This window comes from Leisingera sp. SA215, from assembly GCF_055902035.1.
The window spans coordinates 1-17,291 of record NZ_JBVVXU010000020.1; the positions used below are offsets into that span (position 1 = coordinate 1).

At 66.2% G+C, this 17,291-nt stretch carries 19 protein-coding genes; 7 read left to right on the plus strand and 12 right to left on the minus strand.

The features are described from left to right. Positions 1–156: 156 nt before the first annotated feature. The 4 genes from AC0KW6_RS17400 to AC0KW6_RS17415 form a co-directional block, all read right to left on the minus strand. Complete coding sequence (locus AC0KW6_RS17400; protein WP_474035520.1) at positions 157–1,452, minus strand: hypothetical protein; 1,296 nt, start codon at positions 1,450–1,452, stop codon at positions 157–159. A gap of 75 nt (positions 1,453–1,527) precedes the next feature. Next, positions 1,528–2,952 (minus strand): TolC family outer membrane protein, encoded by a 1,425-nt coding sequence (locus AC0KW6_RS17405; RefSeq protein WP_474035521.1) that lies wholly within the window; start codon positions 2,950–2,952, stop codon positions 1,528–1,530. A 136-nt stretch (positions 2,953–3,088) separates the two neighbouring features. Continuing rightward, positions 3,089–3,742, minus strand: coding sequence for a protein-L-isoaspartate O-methyltransferase family protein (locus tag AC0KW6_RS17410; RefSeq protein ID WP_323783776.1), 654 nt, complete (start codon positions 3,740–3,742; stop codon positions 3,089–3,091). Positions 3,743–3,974: 232 nt separating this feature from the next. Beyond that, positions 3,975–4,316 carry a TraR/DksA family transcriptional regulator gene (locus AC0KW6_RS17415; RefSeq protein WP_474035522.1) on the minus strand — a complete coding sequence of 114 codons (342 nt, stop codon included), beginning with the start codon at positions 4,314–4,316 and terminating at the stop codon, positions 3,975–3,977. A 235-nt stretch (positions 4,317–4,551) separates the two neighbouring features. Between AC0KW6_RS17415 and AC0KW6_RS17420 the strand changes: the two genes are divergently transcribed. Further along, positions 4,552–4,689, plus strand: a complete 138-nt coding sequence (locus tag AC0KW6_RS17420; protein ID WP_084294418.1) for an entericidin A/B family lipoprotein — start codon at positions 4,552–4,554, stop codon at positions 4,687–4,689. 61 nt (positions 4,690–4,750) lie between these two features. Here AC0KW6_RS17420 and AC0KW6_RS17425 read toward each other — a convergent pair whose 3' ends face one another. Together AC0KW6_RS17425 and lepA are read right to left on the minus strand one after the other, a co-directional pair. After that, positions 4,751–4,993: a hypothetical protein gene (locus AC0KW6_RS17425; protein ID WP_474035523.1), complete on the minus strand. Its 243-nt coding sequence runs from the start codon at positions 4,991–4,993 to the stop codon at positions 4,751–4,753. A gap of 468 nt (positions 4,994–5,461) precedes the next feature. Next, the gene (gene lepA / locus AC0KW6_RS17430) at positions 5,462–7,261 is read right to left on the minus strand and encodes a translation elongation factor 4 (protein ID WP_474035524.1); all 1,800 of its coding nucleotides are present in this window, start codon (positions 7,259–7,261) and stop codon (positions 5,462–5,464) included. Between the two features lie 293 nt (positions 7,262–7,554). Here lepA and AC0KW6_RS17435 point away from each other — a divergent pair, with 293 nt between their 5' ends. The 3 genes from AC0KW6_RS17435 (at position 7,555) to AC0KW6_RS17445 (ending at position 9,354) form a co-directional block, all read left to right on the plus strand. Next, positions 7,555–7,737, plus strand: coding sequence for a hypothetical protein (locus AC0KW6_RS17435; protein WP_323783858.1), 183 nt, complete (start codon positions 7,555–7,557; stop codon positions 7,735–7,737). A 151-nt stretch (positions 7,738–7,888) separates the two neighbouring features. Next, on the plus strand, positions 7,889–8,200 hold the full coding sequence (locus AC0KW6_RS17440) for a hypothetical protein (protein WP_323783856.1): 312 nt from the start codon (positions 7,889–7,891) through the stop codon (positions 8,198–8,200). Positions 8,201–8,388: 188 nt separating this feature from the next. Next, positions 8,389–9,354, plus strand: coding sequence for a LysR family transcriptional regulator (locus AC0KW6_RS17445; protein ID WP_323783854.1), 966 nt, complete (start codon positions 8,389–8,391; stop codon positions 9,352–9,354). Here the strand turns inward: AC0KW6_RS17445 and AC0KW6_RS17450 are convergent, their stop codons facing one another. Continuing rightward, positions 9,355–9,792, minus strand: coding sequence for a low molecular weight protein-tyrosine-phosphatase (locus tag AC0KW6_RS17450; protein ID WP_474035525.1), 438 nt, complete (start codon positions 9,790–9,792; stop codon positions 9,355–9,357). 49 nt (positions 9,793–9,841) lie between these two features. Here AC0KW6_RS17450 and AC0KW6_RS17455 point away from each other — a divergent pair, with 49 nt between their 5' ends. After that, complete coding sequence (locus AC0KW6_RS17455) at positions 9,842–10,540, plus strand: NAD-dependent deacylase (RefSeq protein WP_323783850.1); 699 nt, start codon at positions 9,842–9,844, stop codon at positions 10,538–10,540. Between the two features lie 91 nt (positions 10,541–10,631). Here AC0KW6_RS17455 and AC0KW6_RS17460 read toward each other — a convergent pair whose 3' ends face one another. The 5 genes from AC0KW6_RS17460 to meaB form a co-directional block, all read right to left on the minus strand. Continuing rightward, complete coding sequence (locus tag AC0KW6_RS17460; protein ID WP_323783848.1) at positions 10,632–11,108, minus strand: copper chaperone PCu(A)C; 477 nt, start codon at positions 11,106–11,108, stop codon at positions 10,632–10,634. Between the two features lie 56 nt (positions 11,109–11,164). Next, entirely contained in the window at positions 11,165–11,512 is a 348-nt protein-coding gene (locus AC0KW6_RS17465; RefSeq protein ID WP_323783846.1) for a hypothetical protein, read from the minus strand. Between the two features lie 145 nt (positions 11,513–11,657). Next, positions 11,658–11,948, minus strand: coding sequence for a 50S ribosomal protein L28 (rpmB, locus tag AC0KW6_RS17470; protein ID WP_474035526.1), 291 nt, complete (start codon positions 11,946–11,948; stop codon positions 11,658–11,660). A gap of 149 nt (positions 11,949–12,097) precedes the next feature. Next, positions 12,098–12,901, minus strand: a complete 804-nt coding sequence (locus AC0KW6_RS17475; RefSeq protein ID WP_474035527.1) for an alpha/beta hydrolase — start codon at positions 12,899–12,901, stop codon at positions 12,098–12,100. A gap of 5 nt (positions 12,902–12,906) precedes the next feature. Continuing rightward, entirely contained in the window at positions 12,907–13,884 is a 978-nt protein-coding gene (gene meaB, locus AC0KW6_RS17480) for a methylmalonyl Co-A mutase-associated GTPase MeaB (RefSeq protein ID WP_474035528.1), read from the minus strand. Positions 13,885–14,084: 200 nt separating this feature from the next. Between meaB and hrpB the strand changes: the two genes are divergently transcribed. Next, positions 14,085–16,544, plus strand: coding sequence for an ATP-dependent helicase HrpB (hrpB, locus tag AC0KW6_RS17485; protein ID WP_474035529.1), 2,460 nt, complete (start codon positions 14,085–14,087; stop codon positions 16,542–16,544). 210 nt (positions 16,545–16,754) lie between these two features. Then, positions 16,755–17,213 (plus strand): NUDIX hydrolase, encoded by a 459-nt coding sequence (locus AC0KW6_RS17490; RefSeq protein WP_323780975.1) that lies wholly within the window; start codon positions 16,755–16,757, stop codon positions 17,211–17,213. Positions 17,214–17,291: the final 78 nt, after the last annotated feature.

A 17,291-nucleotide genomic window follows, 5' to 3' on the forward strand; every position in this document is an offset into this window, starting at 1 on the left:
CCGGGCCCAACGGGCGAGAGGCTTTTTCAAAAGCCGCGAGCCGGGCGGGAGCCCCCTGCGTTGCCGCACAGGCACGGGCTGCAATATCCGGCCCGGAACAAAAAAGGCGCCCCGCTGGAGCGCCTTGAGAAATCCTGACAAACGCTGCTGCCGCTGTCAGAGCAGATCATGTGCCGCCAGAGCGCGCTGGATTTCGCGGCGGACCAGTTTGCGCACGTTGCGGGTGATGCGCTCCCCCAGCGGGCCCTGCAGCTCCTCGCGCACGATACTGGCCACCAGTTCGCGCAGGCTGTCCTCGTCGAGATAGCCGTCAGCGGATTCGGTCAGAGTTTCCAGGGCAGCCCCGGCGACAGCGGCTTCGGCAACAGCGGATTCGGCGACGGTTTCAGCCCGCGCAACCGTGCTGCCATCGTTGACGCCGGGGCCCGGCAAAACCTCTGCGCCCGCATCCTGCGGCGCATCATCAGCGGCGGAGGCGCCGCCCCCGGCCTGCGGTCCGGCACGGCGGGCGGAAAGCGGTTCGTCGCGCCATTCGATGGTGTCGGGGACGGTGCCGGCAAACGGCGCCTCCGTCTGACTGTCCGGCTCCCATTGCTGCTGGTCCTGGTTTTTCCCGCGGGCGCTGCGGGCCTCAAGCTCGGCGATTTTGCGCACAACAGAGGCAGCGCGGGCACCGGCGGTTTCAATGGCGTGACCGCTGTCCGGGGCCTGACGGCCCGCAGGCGTTTCAGCGGCCGGACCGGCTGTGCCGTCTGCCGGCTGGTCCGCGTCTGCGGCAGCGGCAAAAAGAGTGGCATTGGGGTCGCCCCAGGGGACGTCCGCCGCAGCACCGGGCGCCGTTTGCGGTTGCGGGTCCTGCACGTCTGCATTCAGGCCTGAAACCGGGATGCCCGTGTCCGGATTCCCGGCATCCGAGCGGCCCGTTTCCAAGCGGTTCAATTCCAAATGGTCCGTATCGAAATGATCCGTATCGAAATGGCCCGTGTCCAAATCGCCTGGATCCGGCTGGACGGCCTGCAATCCGGTGTCCGGCTCCGCATCGGCCAGCCCGTCATCCAAGGACGATCCGGTTTCAGGCACGCTGCTGCGGTGGCGGAAGGCAATCGGGGCTTCCGCCTCCAGAAGCGCCGCGCTGCCGGTCCGGCCGATTGGCTCCGGAGCCTCAGCGCCGTTTCCGGCCTGGCCAGCGCAGTCAGCGGCGCCGGCAGACGGGCGGCGGGGTGCAGACCCGGTTTCAGCCGCCGGATCATCAATTGCCGGATCATCAACTGCCGGATCTTCGGCTGCGGGGGGGCAGTCTGGACCGCCCTCCTGCACCCGCAGGGCGGGTGTCAGAACCAGCCGCGCCGCCGGTTCGGGAACCGCCGGCCCGCTGCGGCTGTCATCACTCACCAAGCGGCGGATTGAGGACAATACATCTTCGATCTCAGCATGGGTAACTGGGTCGGACATTTTATAAACCACTCTTGCCTCTTGAGTCAGAGTGTAGCGGCCTTCCCGTCACCGCACAACCGATAGGATGAATTGTCAGTTACGTCCCAAGGCCTTGAGCACCCGGTCCAAATCCTTGCCGCGCTTGCTGTATTGCGCAGGCGCGTCCTTGACCAGGTTGTAATAGAGCGCCGGGTCGTAAATCTCCACCGCCAGCCCAAGATGCTCGGCGGTGAGCAGCCCCTGTGCCTGCAACAGCTGGTAGGCCGCGATCACCTGGCTGGCACGCGCAGTCACCTCGCCGGTCTGAGCATCGAGATACTGCTGCTCTGCCTGCAGCACGTCCAGCGTCGTCCGTGCCCCCAGGGTCGCCTCTTCCCGGATGCCGTCAAAAGCAACCTTGGACGCGCGCACCCGTTCATTGGAGGACACCAGGGTCGCCCGCGCCGTTTCCACATTAAAGAACGCCGAGCTGACATTCTGGCGCACGGCACGCTGGATATTGATCAGGGCGCCGCGTTCCGAGTCGGCACCTGCAATGGCCCGCCGCCGGGTCGCCGCGTTGAGACCGCCGGCATAGAGCTGTTGCGACAGTGTCACCGAAGCCGAAGCATCCGAGTCGGTGCCGGTGCTGCCGTTCACGTCCTCGCTCAAGCCTGCGGAGGCACGGAACCTCACGTTCGGCCCCAGGGCTTTGGTCGCTGCCTGGACCAGAATGTCGGCGGATTTGACCGAATGCTGCTGCGCCAGCAGATCCGGCTGGTTGCGGGCCGCGATGGACTGCGCCCCGTCAATCGAAACTGCCCGCGACGGCAGCCGCGGCTGGCCGGCAATCCTGCCCGGCGCGTGGCCGACGATTTGCAGATAGGTCGCCCGGGCGGTCAGCAGAGCGCCCTCGGCATCGGTCAGGTTGGCACGCGCGGCAGCCACCTGGCTTTGCGCCAGCGCGACATCGGTGCGGGTCACCTCGCCCACTTCGAACCGGTCCTGCGCCGCCTTCTGCTCCTCTTGCAGCAAGCTCAGGTTGTTGCGGCGCAGGGCGACATTCTCCTGCCCCTGCAGCACCCCCACATAGGCCTGAACGGCATTGAGCAGCACCGTCTGCTCGACACTCAGCAACTGCTGGCGCGCTGCAAGCACCAGCTCCTGCGCCGCCAGTTTGCGCAGGCGTGTCTCGCCGCCGTCATAGAGCAGCTGGGTCAGCTGGATCTGGGTGCCGAGATCGTTGTTGGTGAACTCGTTGAAAGTGCCGAACTGGTTGATGCTGCGGGAATAGGTATGGCTGGCAGTGATTGTCCAGTCGATCACCGGGCGCAGCCGGGACAAGGCAATCGCCACGTCCTCATCCGCGGCCCGCAGCAGCGCCCGGTTCTGATCCAGCAGGCCGCTGGTCTTATAGGCGCCGATCATCGCGTCGGACAGGTTGTCCGCCGCGGCCGCCACAGGCACCAGCGCCGTGGCCGCCACGCCGCTGGCAAACACAAAAGCCTTCAACACACTCGCCGGGAATTTCATTCGCATCGGTTGCCTTATCTTTTGCCGCGCCGCCAGCCGCGGTGGTTTTTTTCTGCACTCCGGGCGCTCTTTTGTCCGGCGCCCGGCCTCTGGTTCAGTTTAACGGCGGCATCGCTGCAAACGCAATGCCGCGATCCGCGGATCAGAGCGCGAAGTCACGCGCGGCGGCAAACCCCGGAAGCACCGGGGCGCCGGCATTGAAGGCAAACCGCCAGGAAATCCCGGTGCCGCTTTTATAGCCGATTTTCAACTCGCCAAGCGCGCCGGTCATCATCAGCGCCGCAATCCGGCCGCCGTCCTTGAGCTGGTCCAGCAGCGCCGCGGGCAGCGCCTCGACGCCGCCCTCGACCAGGATCACGTCATAGGGGCCGTGTTCGGCAGCCCCTTCCGCCAGCGGGCCGGTGTGCACAATGGCATTGTCCGCGCCGGTCTCCGACAGCAGCTCCTGCGCGTCGGCGGCCATGTCCGCGTCTTCTTCGACGCCGATCACCATCTGCGCCATCCGGGCGGCCACAGCGGTGGAATAGCCCAGCCCGCAGGCCACATCGAGCACCAGTTCGTCGTTCTGCAGATCCACCGCATCCAGCATCTTGGCCAGGGTGCGCGGCTCCATCAGCACCCGGGCGCCGCCCAGTTTCACGTTCTTGTCCGCGTAAGCCGCCTCGCGCTGCGCGTCCGGCACAAACTGTTCCCGCGGGACTGCCAGCATCGCCTCGATGATCGGATATTTGGTGACATCCGACGGACGGATCTGGGTGTCCACCATCATGCGGCGGCGCTCAGGGAAATCTGGCATCTGCTAAACTCATTTGTTCAGTCGGTCAGGCAGGTTGTGACATATCCCGGCCGGCACGGCAACGGGGGCTTTTGCAGGAAGCCCCGAAGTAGTGCAGCGCTGCGGCGGCGGTTCAGGACCGGCACCGGCCGGCGGGGCGGCTGCCCCCCGGCTGTGGAAGATCCCGGATCTGTCTGAGGCGTGTCACCCTGCCGCCCTGCCCCGCTGCAGCCGGGGCCGGGCGGCCGCGCTGTCAGAGCGCGCAGCTTTTGCAGAAGGGCGAGGCCGGACGCTGGTCCAGCCAGTCATCGGCGATATTGTCGCCGCAAATCCGGCAATAGCCATAGGACCCCTCGCGCAGGCGGGCCAGAGCCGCATCGATGCGGCGCAGCTCGTCCAGGCCGGCCCTGGCCGGGACCGCGATGGATCCGGCACCGGCAAGGCCTGCCCCCGCCTGCCGGGCCGACCCCATCTGCACCGGGTCCGGCGCGCGGCCGGTATGTGCCGGCGCCGGCGCCAGGGCGGTTTTTTCCAGGGTGCCTGCCAGCGCCATCCGGCGCAGTTCAAGGGTTTGTTTTCTGGTGGAAAAGTCCATAGTACATGCCCTCCAGCTCAAATTTCGCACAACGTGCCGCGGAGACAAAGCTACCGCCTTGATCCAGGTCAATATATCCGCGACTTCCGGGTATCACACTACCCTATAAGTTGCAAATTTCTGGTAAATCGCTTTCCGGCCTGCACTACGGCCCCGGCAATTCCGCTGGCCTGCGCCACAGCGGCTTGCTAGATATCCCGGCAAACACCCAGGCAGAGATAAGGAGCCTTAGACGATGATCAGGATTTTTGCGTGTGCGCTGATGCTGCTGGGGCTGGCCGCCTGCGAGACCACCAAGGGCGCCGGGCGCGACATTTCCAAGGCCGGCCAAGCAATCAGCGGCGCCGCACAGGACGTGCAGGACGCGCTGTAAGGTTTTTGTTTTTCTGTCGATCGAAACGCCCGGCCCGGTGCCGGGCGTTTTTGTTGCGCGGTCAGTCGATCCCGAGCAGCGCCTTGGCCTCGGCCAGGGTCGCGACCGAGGCGTCATGATCGCCGGCCTCATGCTGGGCCTGGCCCTCGCTGCGCAGTTCCTGCACCGTTGCCAGATCCGCCTCAGACAGCTCCGTCCCGGCGGCCAGTGCGGTATCGATGGCGGCCATGTCGGCGGGGCATTGATGGGCAAAGGCAGGAACCGCCAGCAGGCACAGCGCCGCGGCCAAAGTCAGATGTTTCATGGTGTCATCCTCCCCAGGTGAACGGGGCGGAGAATAGCACGGAACGGGCACGGTTTCAGGTGGAGAGTTGCGGCCCGGCGGCGGATCGGCGGAGAGTGGCGCATGGGGTGCGGCGGCACTGGATGATGGGCAGGATTGCCCGCGCTGCGGGAACGCGAGCGGCCTCCGTTTCATTGCAGGGCCCCGAATACCGGCTTTCGCAGGGCCAAAACAGCACGCGGAGGGCAGCGCCCGGCGCTGCCCGGCCTGGCAACCGGGCGGGACGTTGGATAGGCCAGTAACAACAAACGGGACCGAGGCCCCGTGTTGCAACTGTCTGAATATGTAGCGTTTCCGCCGCAGAACGCAGGGGGGCGGGCACGCGACTGGCTGCGCCAGCCGCTTTCGCCCGCCGTCCCTTAAAATGGCGGACAGGGCTCCGCCCCTTCGCACCTGAAACGCTCCCCCGGAGCGTTTCCTAGACGGTGCTCAGCTGTCCATTTTCAGGGCGGAAATAAACGCCTCCTGCGGGATGTCGACCTTGCCGAACTGGCGCATCTTCTTCTTGCCGGCCTTCTGCTTGTCCAAGAGCTTGCGCTTCCGGGTGGCGTCGCCGCCGTAGCATTTGGCGGTCACGTCCTTGCGCAGGGCGGAGAGGGTCTCGCGGGCGATCACCTTGCCGCCGATCGCCGCCTGGATCGGGATCTTGAACATATGGCGCGGGATCAGCTCTTTCAGCTTTTCGCACATCGCCCGGCCGCGCATCTCGGCCCGGTCGCGGTGCACCATCATCGACAACGCATCAACCGGCTCGTCATTGACCAGCACCGACATCTTGACCAGCGCATCCTCGCGGTAGCCGGTCATCTGGTAGTCAAAGGAGGCATAGCCCTTGGTCACCGATTTCAGCCGGTCGTAGAAGTCAAACACCACCTCGTTCAGCGGCAGGTCATAGACCACCATGGCGCGGGAGCCGGCATAGGTCAGGTCTTCCTGCAGGCCGCGGCGCTCCTGGCAGAGCTTCAGCACATCGCCGAGGTAGTCGTCGGGCACCAGGATCGTCGCCTTGATGCGCGGCTCCTGGATGTGGTCGACCTTGGACATGTCGGGCATGTCGGCAGGGTTGTGCAGGTCGATCTTCTCGCCGTCTTTCATATAGACGTGATAGATCACGCTGGGCGCGGTGGTGATCAGCTCGATATTGTATTCGCGCTCGATCCGGTCGCGGATCACCTCGAGGTGCAGCAGGCCAAGGAAGCCGCAGCGGAAGCCGAAGCCCAGCGCGGCGGAGGTTTCCATCTCGAAACTGAAGGAGGCGTCGTTCAGGGCCAGCTTGTCGATCGCCTCGCGCAGGTCTTCGAATTCGGCGCTATCGACCGGGAACAGCCCGCAGAACACCACCGGCTGGGCGGGTTTGAAGCCCGGCAGCGCCATCTCGGTGCCGTTGCGGTCATTGGTGATGGTGTCGCCGACACGGGTGTCGCGCACCTGTTTGATCGAGGCGGTGAGGAAGCCGATCTCGCCGGGGCCGAGGCTGTCGATCATCTGCATTTCCGGCCGGAACACGCCGATACGGTCAACGTTATGCAGGGTATCATTGGACATGAACTTGACCCGCATGCCCTTTTTCAGCACCCCGTCCATGATCCGCACCAGAACGATGACGCCCAGATAGGCGTCATACCAGCTGTCCACCAGCATCGCCTTCAGCGGCGCGTCGCGGGTGCCTTTGGGGGCTGGCAGGTGCTGCACGATGGCTTCCAGCGTTTCGCGGATGCCCTGGCCGGTCTTGGCGGACACCTGAATGGCGCCCGAGGCGTCGATGCCGATCACATCCTCGATCTGTTCCGCCACCCGGTCGCAGTCGGAAGCCGGCAGGTCGATCTTGTTCAGCACCGGCACGATCTCGTGGTCGGCCTCCATCGCGTGATAGACATTGGCCAGGGTCTGCGCCTCGACCCCTTGCGAGCTGTCAACCACCAGAAGCGAGCCCTCGACCGCGCGCATCGAGCGGGAGACCTCATAGGCAAAGTCGACATGGCCGGGGGTGTCGATCAGGTTCAGCACATAGGTGTCGCCGTCATCGGCAGTGTAGTCGATGCGGACGGTGTTGGCCTTGATGGTGATCCCGCGCTCGCGCTCGATATCCATCGAGTCGAGCAGCTGTTCCTTCATATCGCGGTCCTTCACCGTGCCGGTCTCCTGGATGAGCCGGTCAGCGAGGGTGGATTTGCCATGGTCGATATGGGCGACGATGGAGAAATTGCGGATTTTGGCGAGGTCTGTCATGCAAGGGGATATGATTTGGTTTTGGGGTTTGGTCAAGCGGGCGCAGCGGCCCAGCTGATGATATTTCACCAAGTGAGGAATTGGAGGCCGGGTTTTGCGCCGGATCGAGACAGAAGATCAGCCAGCAGCCGGCTGGCAGGGGCGGCGCGTTCAGCCCCCGCCGCCTTCAGACGCCCCGAACGCCTCAAATTCTCCCCGCCCCCTTCGCGTTCACCCGAAATGCGCTATACTCCTTCTGTACCGCGAAACGCGCGCCCCTCTGGTGGGAGACACAGCAAAGGAGGACGACCCGCATGGATACAATCAAAGCCGCTGAATATGCACGCGCGCTTTATGCCGCGCATGGCGACAAGGCCGAGGCCGAAGCCGCACAGAAGATGCGCAGCTGCCAGGAAGCCGGCAAGGACAGCGAAGCCGCAGACTGGAAAGCCGTGCGCCAGGCCGTCCGCGCCCTGCGCGGGCCGAACCAGGCCTGAAAACAGCAGCAGCCGGAGGGCCGGGGCAACCGGCGCTCCGGCCCTGCCCACCCCCCGCTTACCGTGATTGAAACGCGCCTTGGCTTTTGGCATACTGCCGCCAATTCCGCGGGCAGCAGACCCGCTTGCCAAAAAACGAGGCACGAGCAAGATGAAATTTTTCCTGACCGCCGCGCTTTGCGCCGGGTTCCTCACCGCACTGGCGCCAGCCGGCGCCGAAGCCGGGGAGATTGAGCGCGCCTGCCGCCAGTCCGACCGCACCGCCGCCTCGCCCGGCCTGTGCAGCTGCATCCAGAAGGTGGCCAACCGCAGCCTGACACGGGCCGAGCGCAAGACCGTCTCGAAATGGTTTTCCGATCCGCACCAGGCCCAGGTGGTGCGCCAGTCCTCCAGCCGCACGGACGAACGGCTGTGGCTGCGCTATAAGGCGTTCGGCGATCACGCGGCGCGCAGCTGCGGCTGACGCCCCGGCTTTCAGTCTTTCAGTCAAACCGCGGAAACAGCCGCCCCTGCGGGCGCCTGTTTCACTTCAACGCATCTGCGCTGCGGCATTTTCGCAAGGGATTCCGCACGGGATAAGGCTGCGCCTTTGCCCTCTTGACCGGGCTGCAGCAACGCGGAACAAACGGCGTAAGTTATTGGAGCGTTTGGATGTTGATCAAAGGTGTTACCCTGCGCGGGCTGGAAGTGTTCGAAGCTTTGGCCAAGACCGGATCGGTGGCGCAGGCGGCGGAGATGACCGGCCTCAGCCAGCCCGCCGTCAGCCAGCAGATGCGCAACCTGGAAAAGGCGCTGGACAGCGAATTGATCGATCACGGCCGCCGCCCGATGGTGCTGACCGCCGCCGGGCGCAGTTTTCTGACCCGGACCGAGGCGGTCCTGTCCGAACTGCGGCTGGCCCAAAGCGAACTGACAGTGATGGACCTCACCCATCTGCAGGCGCTGTCGATCGGGCTGATCGATGATTTTGACAACGACCTGACACCGCGGCTGGCGACCATCCTTGCCGATAGCCTGACCCAGTGCCGGTTCAAGATGATCACCGCCTCCAGCCATGATATTGTGCAGGCGATGGTGGCGCGCGAGCTGCATCTTGCGGTTGCCGCCGCCACCGGCGGGCCGCACGACGGGCTGGTGGAACACCCGCTGGTGCGCGACCCCTTTATCCTGGTGGCGCCCAAGGGCGCCTTGTCCGATGCGGCGCAGGCGGCAGAGCAGCTGCAGGATCTGCCCTTTCTGCGCTATGCCCGCGAGCAGCTGATCTCGCAGCAGATCGAAGGGCTGCTGGTGCGCCAGAAACTGGAGTTCGAAGACCGGTTCGAGGTCGGCTCGCATCTGGCGCTGATGGCGATGGTGGCGCGGCGGATCGGCTGGGCCATCACCACGCCGCTGGGCTATATGCGGGCCGGGCGCTTCCACGATCAGATCGACGCCTTCCCGCTGCCCTTTGGCGAGATGTCGCGGACGATTTCGCTGTTTTCGGCTGCCGATTGGGCTGACCGGGTGCCGCGCGACGTGGCGGAAACCCTGCGGCGGCTGGTGCAGAGCCAGATGATCGACCCTGCCGTGCAGCGGCTGCCGTTTCTGGCGGGCGGGTTCCGGGTGATCGGGGCGTAATTACAGCGCGGCCTTCAGGCCCGTGGCGGCCGCCTCGATCAGATCCAGACAGGCATCGAAATCGCGGGTGTAATAGGGATCGGGCACATGATCGGCGCCGGTTCCGGGCGCATAGCCGGTGAACAGGCGCACGGCGGTATCATTGCCCGCGGGGCGCAGGGCTTCAATAGCCTCAAGATTGCCGGCGTCCATTGCGATGATCAGATCGAAGGTTTCGAAATCACCGCGCCGGAACTGCCGCGCCCGCAGGTCCGAGATATCCAGCCCGCGCGCGCGTGCCGCCGCCTGCATCGGGCCATAGGGCGGCTCGCCTGCGTGATAGGAGGCCGTGCCCGCACTGTCTGTTTCAACCTCCGGGCACAGTGCGCGGAACACGCCTTCGGCCGCCGGCGAGCGGCAGATGTTTCCTAGGCAGACGAACAGAATACGGGTAGGCATGGGTTTGTGGCTCCTGTGTACAGAGCCCGTGATAGGAGGTTCCGCAGCGATGGGGAAGAGCGCGAAGATCGTGATCCTGACCGGCGCCGGGATTTCCGCCGAAAGCGGGCTGGGCACCTTCCGCGACGAGGGCGGCCTGTGGGCGCAGCACCGGATCGAGGATGTGGCAACGCCCGAAGGCTTTGCCCGCGACCCGGATCTGGTGCATCGCTTTTACAACGCCCGCCGCGCCCAGGCGGCGGCGGCCCGGCCGAACCCGGCGCATCAGGCGCTGGCGCGGCTGCAGGCACAGCACAAGGGCGAGGTGGTCATCGTCACCCAGAATGTGGACGGGCTGCACGAGGCCGGCGGCGCGCAGGCGGTGCTGCATATGCACGGCACGCTGGCGGGGGCGCTGTGCGCCGCCTGCGGCCACCGCTGGCCCGCCCCTTTGGCAATGTGCACAGGCATAGCCTGCCCCGCCTGCGCGGCGCCTGCGGGCCGCCCGGATGTGGTCTGGTTCGGCGAGATCCCCTATTTCATGGAAGAGATCTTTGCGCATCTGGCGGCGGCGGATGTGTTTGCTGCCATCGGCACCTCGGGTGAGGTCTACCCGGCTGCCGCCTTTGTCGATGAGGCGCATCTGGCGGGCGCCCGTACGGTAGAGCTGAATCTGCAGCCTTCCGCCACCGCCTCGCGCTTTGCCGAGCGCCGCTTTGGTCCCGCCGGCGAAACTGTTCCGGCCTGGGTGGCAGAGCTGCTCGGCTGACCCCGGACACCGGAAAGCCCGCCATCCGGCGGGCTTTGGGCGCGAAGGAGGGCTGCGGCGCAGCCTGACGCCGCGCCCGCCCTGCCCGGCTTCAGTTGGAGTGGCCGCCGTGGCCCCCGGCCTTGCGCTCCAGATCCACCGGCACTTCGACTTCCACCTCGCCGGCCTTCTCAAACACCAGCGTCAGCGTCACCACATCACCGTGGTTCAGCGCCCGTTTCAGCCCCATGAACATAACATGATCGCCGCCGCGCTTCAGCATATGGGTGGCGCCCTCGGCGATGGCAAAGCCTTCCTCCACATGCATCATCTTCATGACGCCGCCATCAGTTTCCCTGTGGGTATGCAGCTGCACTTTGGCCGCCACATCCGAGCGGACGCCGATCAGCCGGTCATCCGCATGGGTCTGGTTCACGATCTGCATGAAGGCGGCACCGGCCTTGGCAGCGGGCGAGGACACCCGGGCGTATTGATCCTGCACCAGGATCTTATGGGCGCCGTCGGCAAAGGCCGAACCGGCCAGAACCGCCGCAGCGGCGGCGGCAACGAAAACGGATTTCAGGGACATTGTCTGTCTCCTCGCATGAAAGCATTTGAATTTTTGGGTAACGGGGGTGTCTGCGGTCAGGCCGCAGGCGGCGAACGTGCGGTGGCCTCCGGTTCGCGGCATCCGCCGCTGACCGGCCGTTGCGGAACCGCAGCCACACGGCCCGCCCCCTCCCCGGGCACCGGCAGGGCGGCAGGTAGCGCCACCGCATCCAGCAGATGCATCACGCAATCGGGGCAGCTGTGCGGCGGCGGCACCGGCTGGCCGTCGCTGTCCACATAGACAATTTCCGGCCCCAGGCCGGTGCAGATCACCATCTGCCCGGCCGCGTCCCGCGCGCCCTGCCGTGCCGCAGCGCTATGCGCCGTCAGGGCAACCGCAAGGACCAGGAACAGGCCAAGGCATATGCGCAGGATGCGTGTCATTGCCGCCAGATATGCCCGCATGGCACGACGGCTGCAAGACACAACTCCGCGGCAGATTGCGCAAACGCAAACACCGCGCCGGGTTTCCCCGGCGCGGTGCCTGTAACTGTAACTGTAATCCGGTGAAGGGATCAGGCCAGGCCTATCAAGCCTCGGCGGCTTGCGCCTTGGCGATCTCTTTCTTCACTTTCAGTGCGTTGTCGGACAGCTCTTCGTTCTTGGCTTTGGCCAGGAAGGCGTCCAGGCCGCCACGGTGATCAACCGAGCGCAGCGCAGCAGCGGAGATCTTCAGCTTGACGCCGCGGCCCAGGGTCTCGGACTGCAGGGTCACATCATTCAGGTTCGGCAGAAACCGGCGGCGGGTTCTGTTTTTCGCGTGGCTGACATTGTTGCCAGTCATCGGGCCTTTTCCGGTCAGTTCGCAACGGCGCGACATATCATCATCCTTCGTTTCTGGAAGCCCGGAGCAGCTCCGGGCTAAATCACAAGGGGCGCGGCCATTGGCTGCGCCCGAAAACTGGTCCGCTGCTCATACGATCAACCAGCAACAGCGTCAAGTGATTCAACTCAGCTTTCTTGCGGGGCTTATTGCCCCTTTTCCTGTTCGGCTGCAAGCCTTTCAAGCCATGCGTCCGCAGCGGCGCCGAGCCGCGGCCTGCGGCGCTGCCGCGCAACCCGCGCCAGGCGCTGCCAATAGGTCTGCGAGCGCCTGCGCCGCTCCCGGTGCAGTCCAACAACCCGCGCCGCGGTCAGCGGCCCTGTGTGCAGCATCGACTGCAGGTCCCAGAAGCTGCCGCCCTCGCGGATCACCTGGCTGGCCGGATGGCCGCCGCAGGGCAAGCGGCACAGCTGCAGATCCGGGAATACGGCCTGAATGTACAGCGCGTGGCTCAGGTCCATCTTGCGGAACGGATCGAACAGAACCACCCCCTGCAGGCCGTGGCGGCCATAGCGGATCAGATCGCCCAGAGCTTCATCAAAAGCCGCCGCTTCCTTGCGGCGGCGGTCATGCGGCACCACGCCTTGGGCAATAGTGTATTGCGGCGAGACGGCGATCAGCCGCTTCAGATTCAGCGCCGAAGAAAACCGCAGCGCGCCGTAGCCGCCCATCGAAAACCCCATCGCCGCCGCGTCCCGATAGCGCCTGGCCAGCTCTTTCAGGCTGCGGGACAGGGCCTGTGTCTCGCTGTTCACGTACCAGTCATTCTTGCGGCACTGGATATGCAGATGCGCATAGCCGTGCTGCGTCATATTCCTGACCGGGCCGCGGTCTTCGAACTCTCCGGCCACGGCAACCCGCTGGCGAAAGGTCACGAACAGCCGCTCTGCCTGCGCATTGAACAGCGAGGCGCGCAGTTTTTCGCCGTCAAAGACGCGGATCCCCTGCATGCGCCTCAGCCTTTCAGATGCTCCTGCAGCATCTGTTCCGCCGCCGCCGCCGGGGTCAGCGCGCCCTCGGCCACCTGGCCGGACAGCGCTGCCATCGCGGTCTGGGCGCTGGCGGTATGCAGCCGCGCCAGCAGCGCCTGACGCACCTCCTGATCAAACCAGTAGCAGGACTGATCCGCACGGCGGCGGTCCCAATGGCCGTTCTCGCGGCGCCAGGCGGTCAGCGCCTGCATCTCCTCCCAGGCCTGTTCCAGCCCGTGTTCCTCGACCGCCGAGACCATCAGCGCCTTGGGGAAGCCTTCGGGGTCCTGCGGGCGCTTGCGCAGCAGCCGCAGCGCGCCGGCGTAATCGGCGCAGGTGCGGGTCGCGACGGGTTTCAGGGGGCCGTCGGCCTTGTTGACCAGAATGAGGTCGGCCATTTCCATGATGCCGCGCTTCACCCCCTGCAGCTCGTCGCCGCCCGCAGGCGCCAGCAGCAGCAGGAACAGGTCCGACATCTCGGCCACCACGGTTTCCGACTGGCCGACGCCGACGGTCTCGACCAGCACCACGTCAAACCCGGCCGCCTCGCACAGGGCCACCGCCTCGCGCGAGCGGCGGGCGACACCGCCCAGGTGGGTCTGGCTGGGGGACGGGCGGATGAAGGCATTCTTCTCGCGGCTGAGGCGCTCCATCCGGGTCTTGTCGCCGAGGATCGAACCGCCGGAGCGCGCCGAGCTGGGATCCACTGCCAGCACCGCCACCCGCAGGCCCAGCGCCGTCAGCATCATGCCGAAGCTTTCGATAAAGGTGGACTTGCCCACCCCCGGGGTGCCGGACAGGCCGATGCGCAGCGACTGGCGTTTGTGCTGTGCCAGTTCCGACAGCAGCTCCTGCGCCATGCTGCGGTGATCGGCGCGGCCGCTTTCCACCAGGGTGATGGCGCGGGCCAGGGCCCGGCGGTCGCCATCCAAGATCTTCTGCTTCAGCTGTTCAGTATCCATGCGCGTCTTCCTGTCGTGATGGGCGGACCTTGGCGCAAGCCCGCCCGGATTGTCCAGTGCCTGCCATCTGCCGGGCAACCTACAACAGCAGCAGGCGCGGAAAAGGCGGCAAATCCGCCGCGCCTGCCGCCGTTTGCGCAGACTGCCAGCTGCAAACCGGGCGCTAGACCTTGCCGCCGCCTTTGGCGATAAGGCGGGTCATGAGCAGATTACCGATCGAAGACGCCCTTCCTGAACTGCTGGACGCCCTGCGCAAGCGGGGCCGTGCTGTGCTGCAGGCGCCGCCCGGCGCGGGCAAGACCACCCGGGTGCCGCTGGCCATGCTGGAGGCCGGGCTGACCGCGGGGCGGATCGTGATGCTGGAGCCGCGCCGCCTGGCGGCGCGCGCGGCGGCCGAGCGGATGGCCGAAACGCTGGGCGAGACGCCCGGCCAGACAGTCGGCTACAGGGTGCGCGGCGATGCCAGGGTTTCCAAGGCGACCCGGATCGAAGTGGTAACCGAAGGCATCCTGACCCGGATGCTGCAGTCGGACCCGGACCTGCCCGGCGTGGGTGCGGTGATCTTTGATGAATTCCACGAACGCTCGCTGAACGCAGACCTGGGCCTGGCCTTGTGCCTTGAAGTGGCCGGCGCGCTGCGCGATGACCTGATCCTGATGGCAATGTCCGCGACACTGGATGCCGGGCCGGTGGCGGCGCTGATGGACGCGCCGATGGTCACCTCCGAGGGGCGCAGCTATCCGGTGGAGACCCGCTGGCTGGACCGCCCCCTGCCCGCCCAGGCCCGCCGTGCGGACGCGCTTGCGGATCTGGTGGTGCAGGCGGAGAAGGACACCCGCAGCGCAGACAGCGATCAGGGCGGCGGCATTCTGGTGTTCCTGCCCGGCGAGGGCGAGATCCGCCGTGCAGCCGGCGCCCTGGCCAAACGCCTGCCCGGCCATTGCCATATCCGCCCCCTGTTCGGCGCCCTGCCCTTTGCCGATCAGCGTGCCGCAATCCAGCCGGAAAAGGACGGGCGCAAGGTGGTGCTGGCAACCTCGATCGCCGAGACCTCGCTGACCATTCAGGACATCCGGGTGGTGGTGGATATGGGCCAGGCGCGGCGCGCCCGGTTCGATCCCGGCTCCGGCATGTCGCGGCTGGTCACCGAGAAAGTCACCCGCGCCGAGGCCACCCAGCGCCGGGGCCGCGCGGGCCGGGTTGCCGAGGGCGTCTGCTACCGGCTGTGGACCAAGGGCGAAGAAGGCGCGCTGATGGCGTTCCCGCCGGCCGGAATCGAAAGCGCCGACCTTACTGATCTGGCGCTGGAGCTGGCCTTGTGGGGCGCGGCGCCGGAGGAGCTGTCGTTCCTCAGCCAGCCGCCTGCCGGCGCGTTGAGCGAAGCGCAGGCGCTGCTGCAAATGCTGGGCGCCTTGACGGCGCAGGGGCGGATCACCAAACACGGCAAGGCGCTGTCTGCACTGCCGCTGCACCCCCGCCTTGGCCATATGCTGCTGACCGCAGGCCCGGCTGCGGCACCGCTGGCGGCCCTCCTGGGCGAGCGCGACCCGCTGCGCGGAGCGCCTGCCGATCTGTCATTGCGGCTGGAGGCGCTGAAAGATCCCAAGGGGTTTGAGCGCAAGCGCCCCTATCAGCTGAACCGCCCGGTGGTGGAACGGATCAAAAGCGAGGCCCGGCGGCTGGAGCGGCAGGCAGGACGCGGCACCGGCAGGCTGTCGCCGGCGGCGATGGCCGCGCTGGCCTATCCCGACCGCATCGGTCAGCGGCGCAAGGGCGACGCGCCGCGGTTTGTGCTGTCCGGCGGCAAGGGCGCGGTGCTGGAAAGCAGCGACACGCTGGCGGGCGCTCCCTTCCTCGTGGCGCTGGACACCGACGGCAACCCGCGCGAGGCGAGGATCCGGATGGCGGCGCAGATCTCCCTCGGCGAAATCCGCGCGCTGTTTGCGGATCAGATCGCCTGGAACGATGTCTGCGGCTGGTCCAAACGCGACCGCCGGGTGGTGTCGCGCCAGCAGGAGCGGTTCGGCGCCATCGTGCTGGACGACCGGCTCTGGAAAGAGGTTCCGCAAGACGCCGTTGCCGCTGCCATGCTGGACGGGGTGCGCGAGCTGGGCCTGCGGCTGACCGGCGCCGCTGCACGGCTGGCGGCGCGGGTGGAATTGGTGCGGGCTGAGGGCCATGATCTGCCGGATTTCACCATCCCCGGCCTGATGGACCGGCTGGAAGACTGGCTGCTGCCGATGCTAAACGGGGTGAAAAGCGCCGAAGAGTGGAAGCGTTTCGATCTGCTGCCCGCGCTGCGCGCCGCCCTCGATTGGGAGCAGACACAGCTGCTGGACCGCGAGGCGCCGGGCAGCTTCATCACGCCGCTGGGACGCAAGATCCCGATCAGCTATGAGGATGAGGTGCCGGAAATCTCGGTCCGTCTGCAGGAGCTGTTCGGCGTCAGCCGCCACCCTGCCGTGGGCGGGGTGGCGCTGAAGATCACCCTGCTGTCGCCGGCCCAGCGCCCGATCCAGATCACCCGCGACCTGCCCGGATTCTGGGCGGGGTCATACGCCGACGTGCGCAAGGACATGCGCGCGCAATATCCCAGACACCCCTGGCCCGAAGACCCCACCCGCGAAGACCCGACGCTGCGCGCGAAACGCCGGAAATAGGCGCCGGGCAGCGGGCGGGAGGGGCTGCGGCCCCGGCCCGCGTCAGGGGTCTGCACCGCGGGCGCTGGCAGCCCGGGACCCGGTGCAACCTGCCTCTTGCAAGGCCGGCATATCTGCGGGCGCGGCCTTGAAACTCCGGGGATTCAGGCTTACTTTTTCACAATTCCACACAAAACACGGGACCAACCCAACAACAAAGGCTGGGCAGATATGACAAGCACTCTGATCCGCGCCTGGGAAGAAATTCTCAAGCCGATGCTGAAACGACCAAACCGCCTGCAGGTTGCTGCGCTGTGCTACCGCACCGGCGCGGACGGCAAGGAAGTGCTGATGATCACCAGCCGCGGCACCGGCCGCTGGATCCTGCCCAAGGGCTGGCCGGTCGATGGCAAGGACGGGCCGGATTCGGCCCTGCAGGAAGCCTGGGAAGAAGCCGGCGTCAGCGCCGCCCGCGTTTCGGAGAAACCGATCGGCGAATACAATTACACCAAATATCACGACAACGGCACCGAGGAGCCGGTGACGACGCTGATTTTCGCGGCCGAGGTCGAACAGCTGACCGACGACTACCCCGAATCCGCCGAGCGCAACCGCCAGTGGATGCGCCCGGAGGAAGCCGCAACACTGGTGCATGAGCCGCAGTTGCAGGACGTTTTGCGTCAATTGTAAAAGTTATGTGACATTTTCATGTCAGACGCTTGATCCGTAGCCAGAGCGGCGTTAGGCGCGTGCGCAGACCTTCGGAAT

What these genes read in the sequence shown, in the direction of transcription:
- AC0KW6_RS17400 (WP_474035520.1), bottom strand. Translation starts at nt 1,452, where the DNA reads ATGTCCGACCCAGTTACCCATGCTGAGATCGAAGATGTATTGTCCTCA.
- AC0KW6_RS17405 (WP_474035521.1), bottom strand. Translation starts at nt 2,952, where the DNA reads ATGCGAATGAAATTCCCGGCGAGTGTGTTGAAGGCTTTTGTGTTTGCC.
- AC0KW6_RS17410 (WP_323783776.1), bottom strand. Translation starts at nt 3,742, where the DNA reads ATGCCAGATTTCCCTGAGCGCCGCCGCATGATGGTGGACACCCAGATC.
- AC0KW6_RS17415 (WP_474035522.1), bottom strand. Translation starts at nt 4,316, where the DNA reads ATGGACTTTTCCACCAGAAAACAAACCCTTGAACTGCGCCGGATGGCG.
- AC0KW6_RS17420 (WP_084294418.1), top strand. Translation starts at nt 4,552, where the DNA reads ATGATCAGGATTTTTGCGTGTGCGCTGATGCTGCTGGGGCTGGCCGCC.
- AC0KW6_RS17425 (WP_474035523.1), bottom strand. Translation starts at nt 4,993, where the DNA reads ATGAAACATCTGACTTTGGCCGCGGCGCTGTGCCTGCTGGCGGTTCCT.
- lepA (WP_474035524.1), bottom strand. Translation starts at nt 7,261, where the DNA reads ATGACAGACCTCGCCAAAATCCGCAATTTCTCCATCGTCGCCCATATC.
- AC0KW6_RS17435 (WP_323783858.1), top strand. Translation starts at nt 7,555, where the DNA reads ATGGATACAATCAAAGCCGCTGAATATGCACGCGCGCTTTATGCCGCG.
- AC0KW6_RS17440 (WP_323783856.1), top strand. Translation starts at nt 7,889, where the DNA reads ATGAAATTTTTCCTGACCGCCGCGCTTTGCGCCGGGTTCCTCACCGCA.
- AC0KW6_RS17445 (WP_323783854.1), top strand. Translation starts at nt 8,389, where the DNA reads ATGTTGATCAAAGGTGTTACCCTGCGCGGGCTGGAAGTGTTCGAAGCT.
- AC0KW6_RS17450 (WP_474035525.1), bottom strand. Translation starts at nt 9,792, where the DNA reads ATGCCTACCCGTATTCTGTTCGTCTGCCTAGGAAACATCTGCCGCTCG.
- AC0KW6_RS17455 (WP_323783850.1), top strand. Translation starts at nt 9,842, where the DNA reads ATGGGGAAGAGCGCGAAGATCGTGATCCTGACCGGCGCCGGGATTTCC.
- AC0KW6_RS17460 (WP_323783848.1), bottom strand. Translation starts at nt 11,108, where the DNA reads ATGTCCCTGAAATCCGTTTTCGTTGCCGCCGCCGCTGCGGCGGTTCTG.
- AC0KW6_RS17465 (WP_323783846.1), bottom strand. Translation starts at nt 11,512, where the DNA reads ATGACACGCATCCTGCGCATATGCCTTGGCCTGTTCCTGGTCCTTGCG.
- rpmB (WP_474035526.1), bottom strand. Translation starts at nt 11,948, where the DNA reads ATGTCGCGCCGTTGCGAACTGACCGGAAAAGGCCCGATGACTGGCAAC.
- AC0KW6_RS17475 (WP_474035527.1), bottom strand. Translation starts at nt 12,901, where the DNA reads ATGCAGGGGATCCGCGTCTTTGACGGCGAAAAACTGCGCGCCTCGCTG.
- meaB (WP_474035528.1), bottom strand. Translation starts at nt 13,884, where the DNA reads ATGGATACTGAACAGCTGAAGCAGAAGATCTTGGATGGCGACCGCCGG.
- hrpB (WP_474035529.1), top strand. Translation starts at nt 14,085, where the DNA reads ATGAGCAGATTACCGATCGAAGACGCCCTTCCTGAACTGCTGGACGCC.
- AC0KW6_RS17490 (WP_323780975.1), top strand. Translation starts at nt 16,755, where the DNA reads ATGACAAGCACTCTGATCCGCGCCTGGGAAGAAATTCTCAAGCCGATG.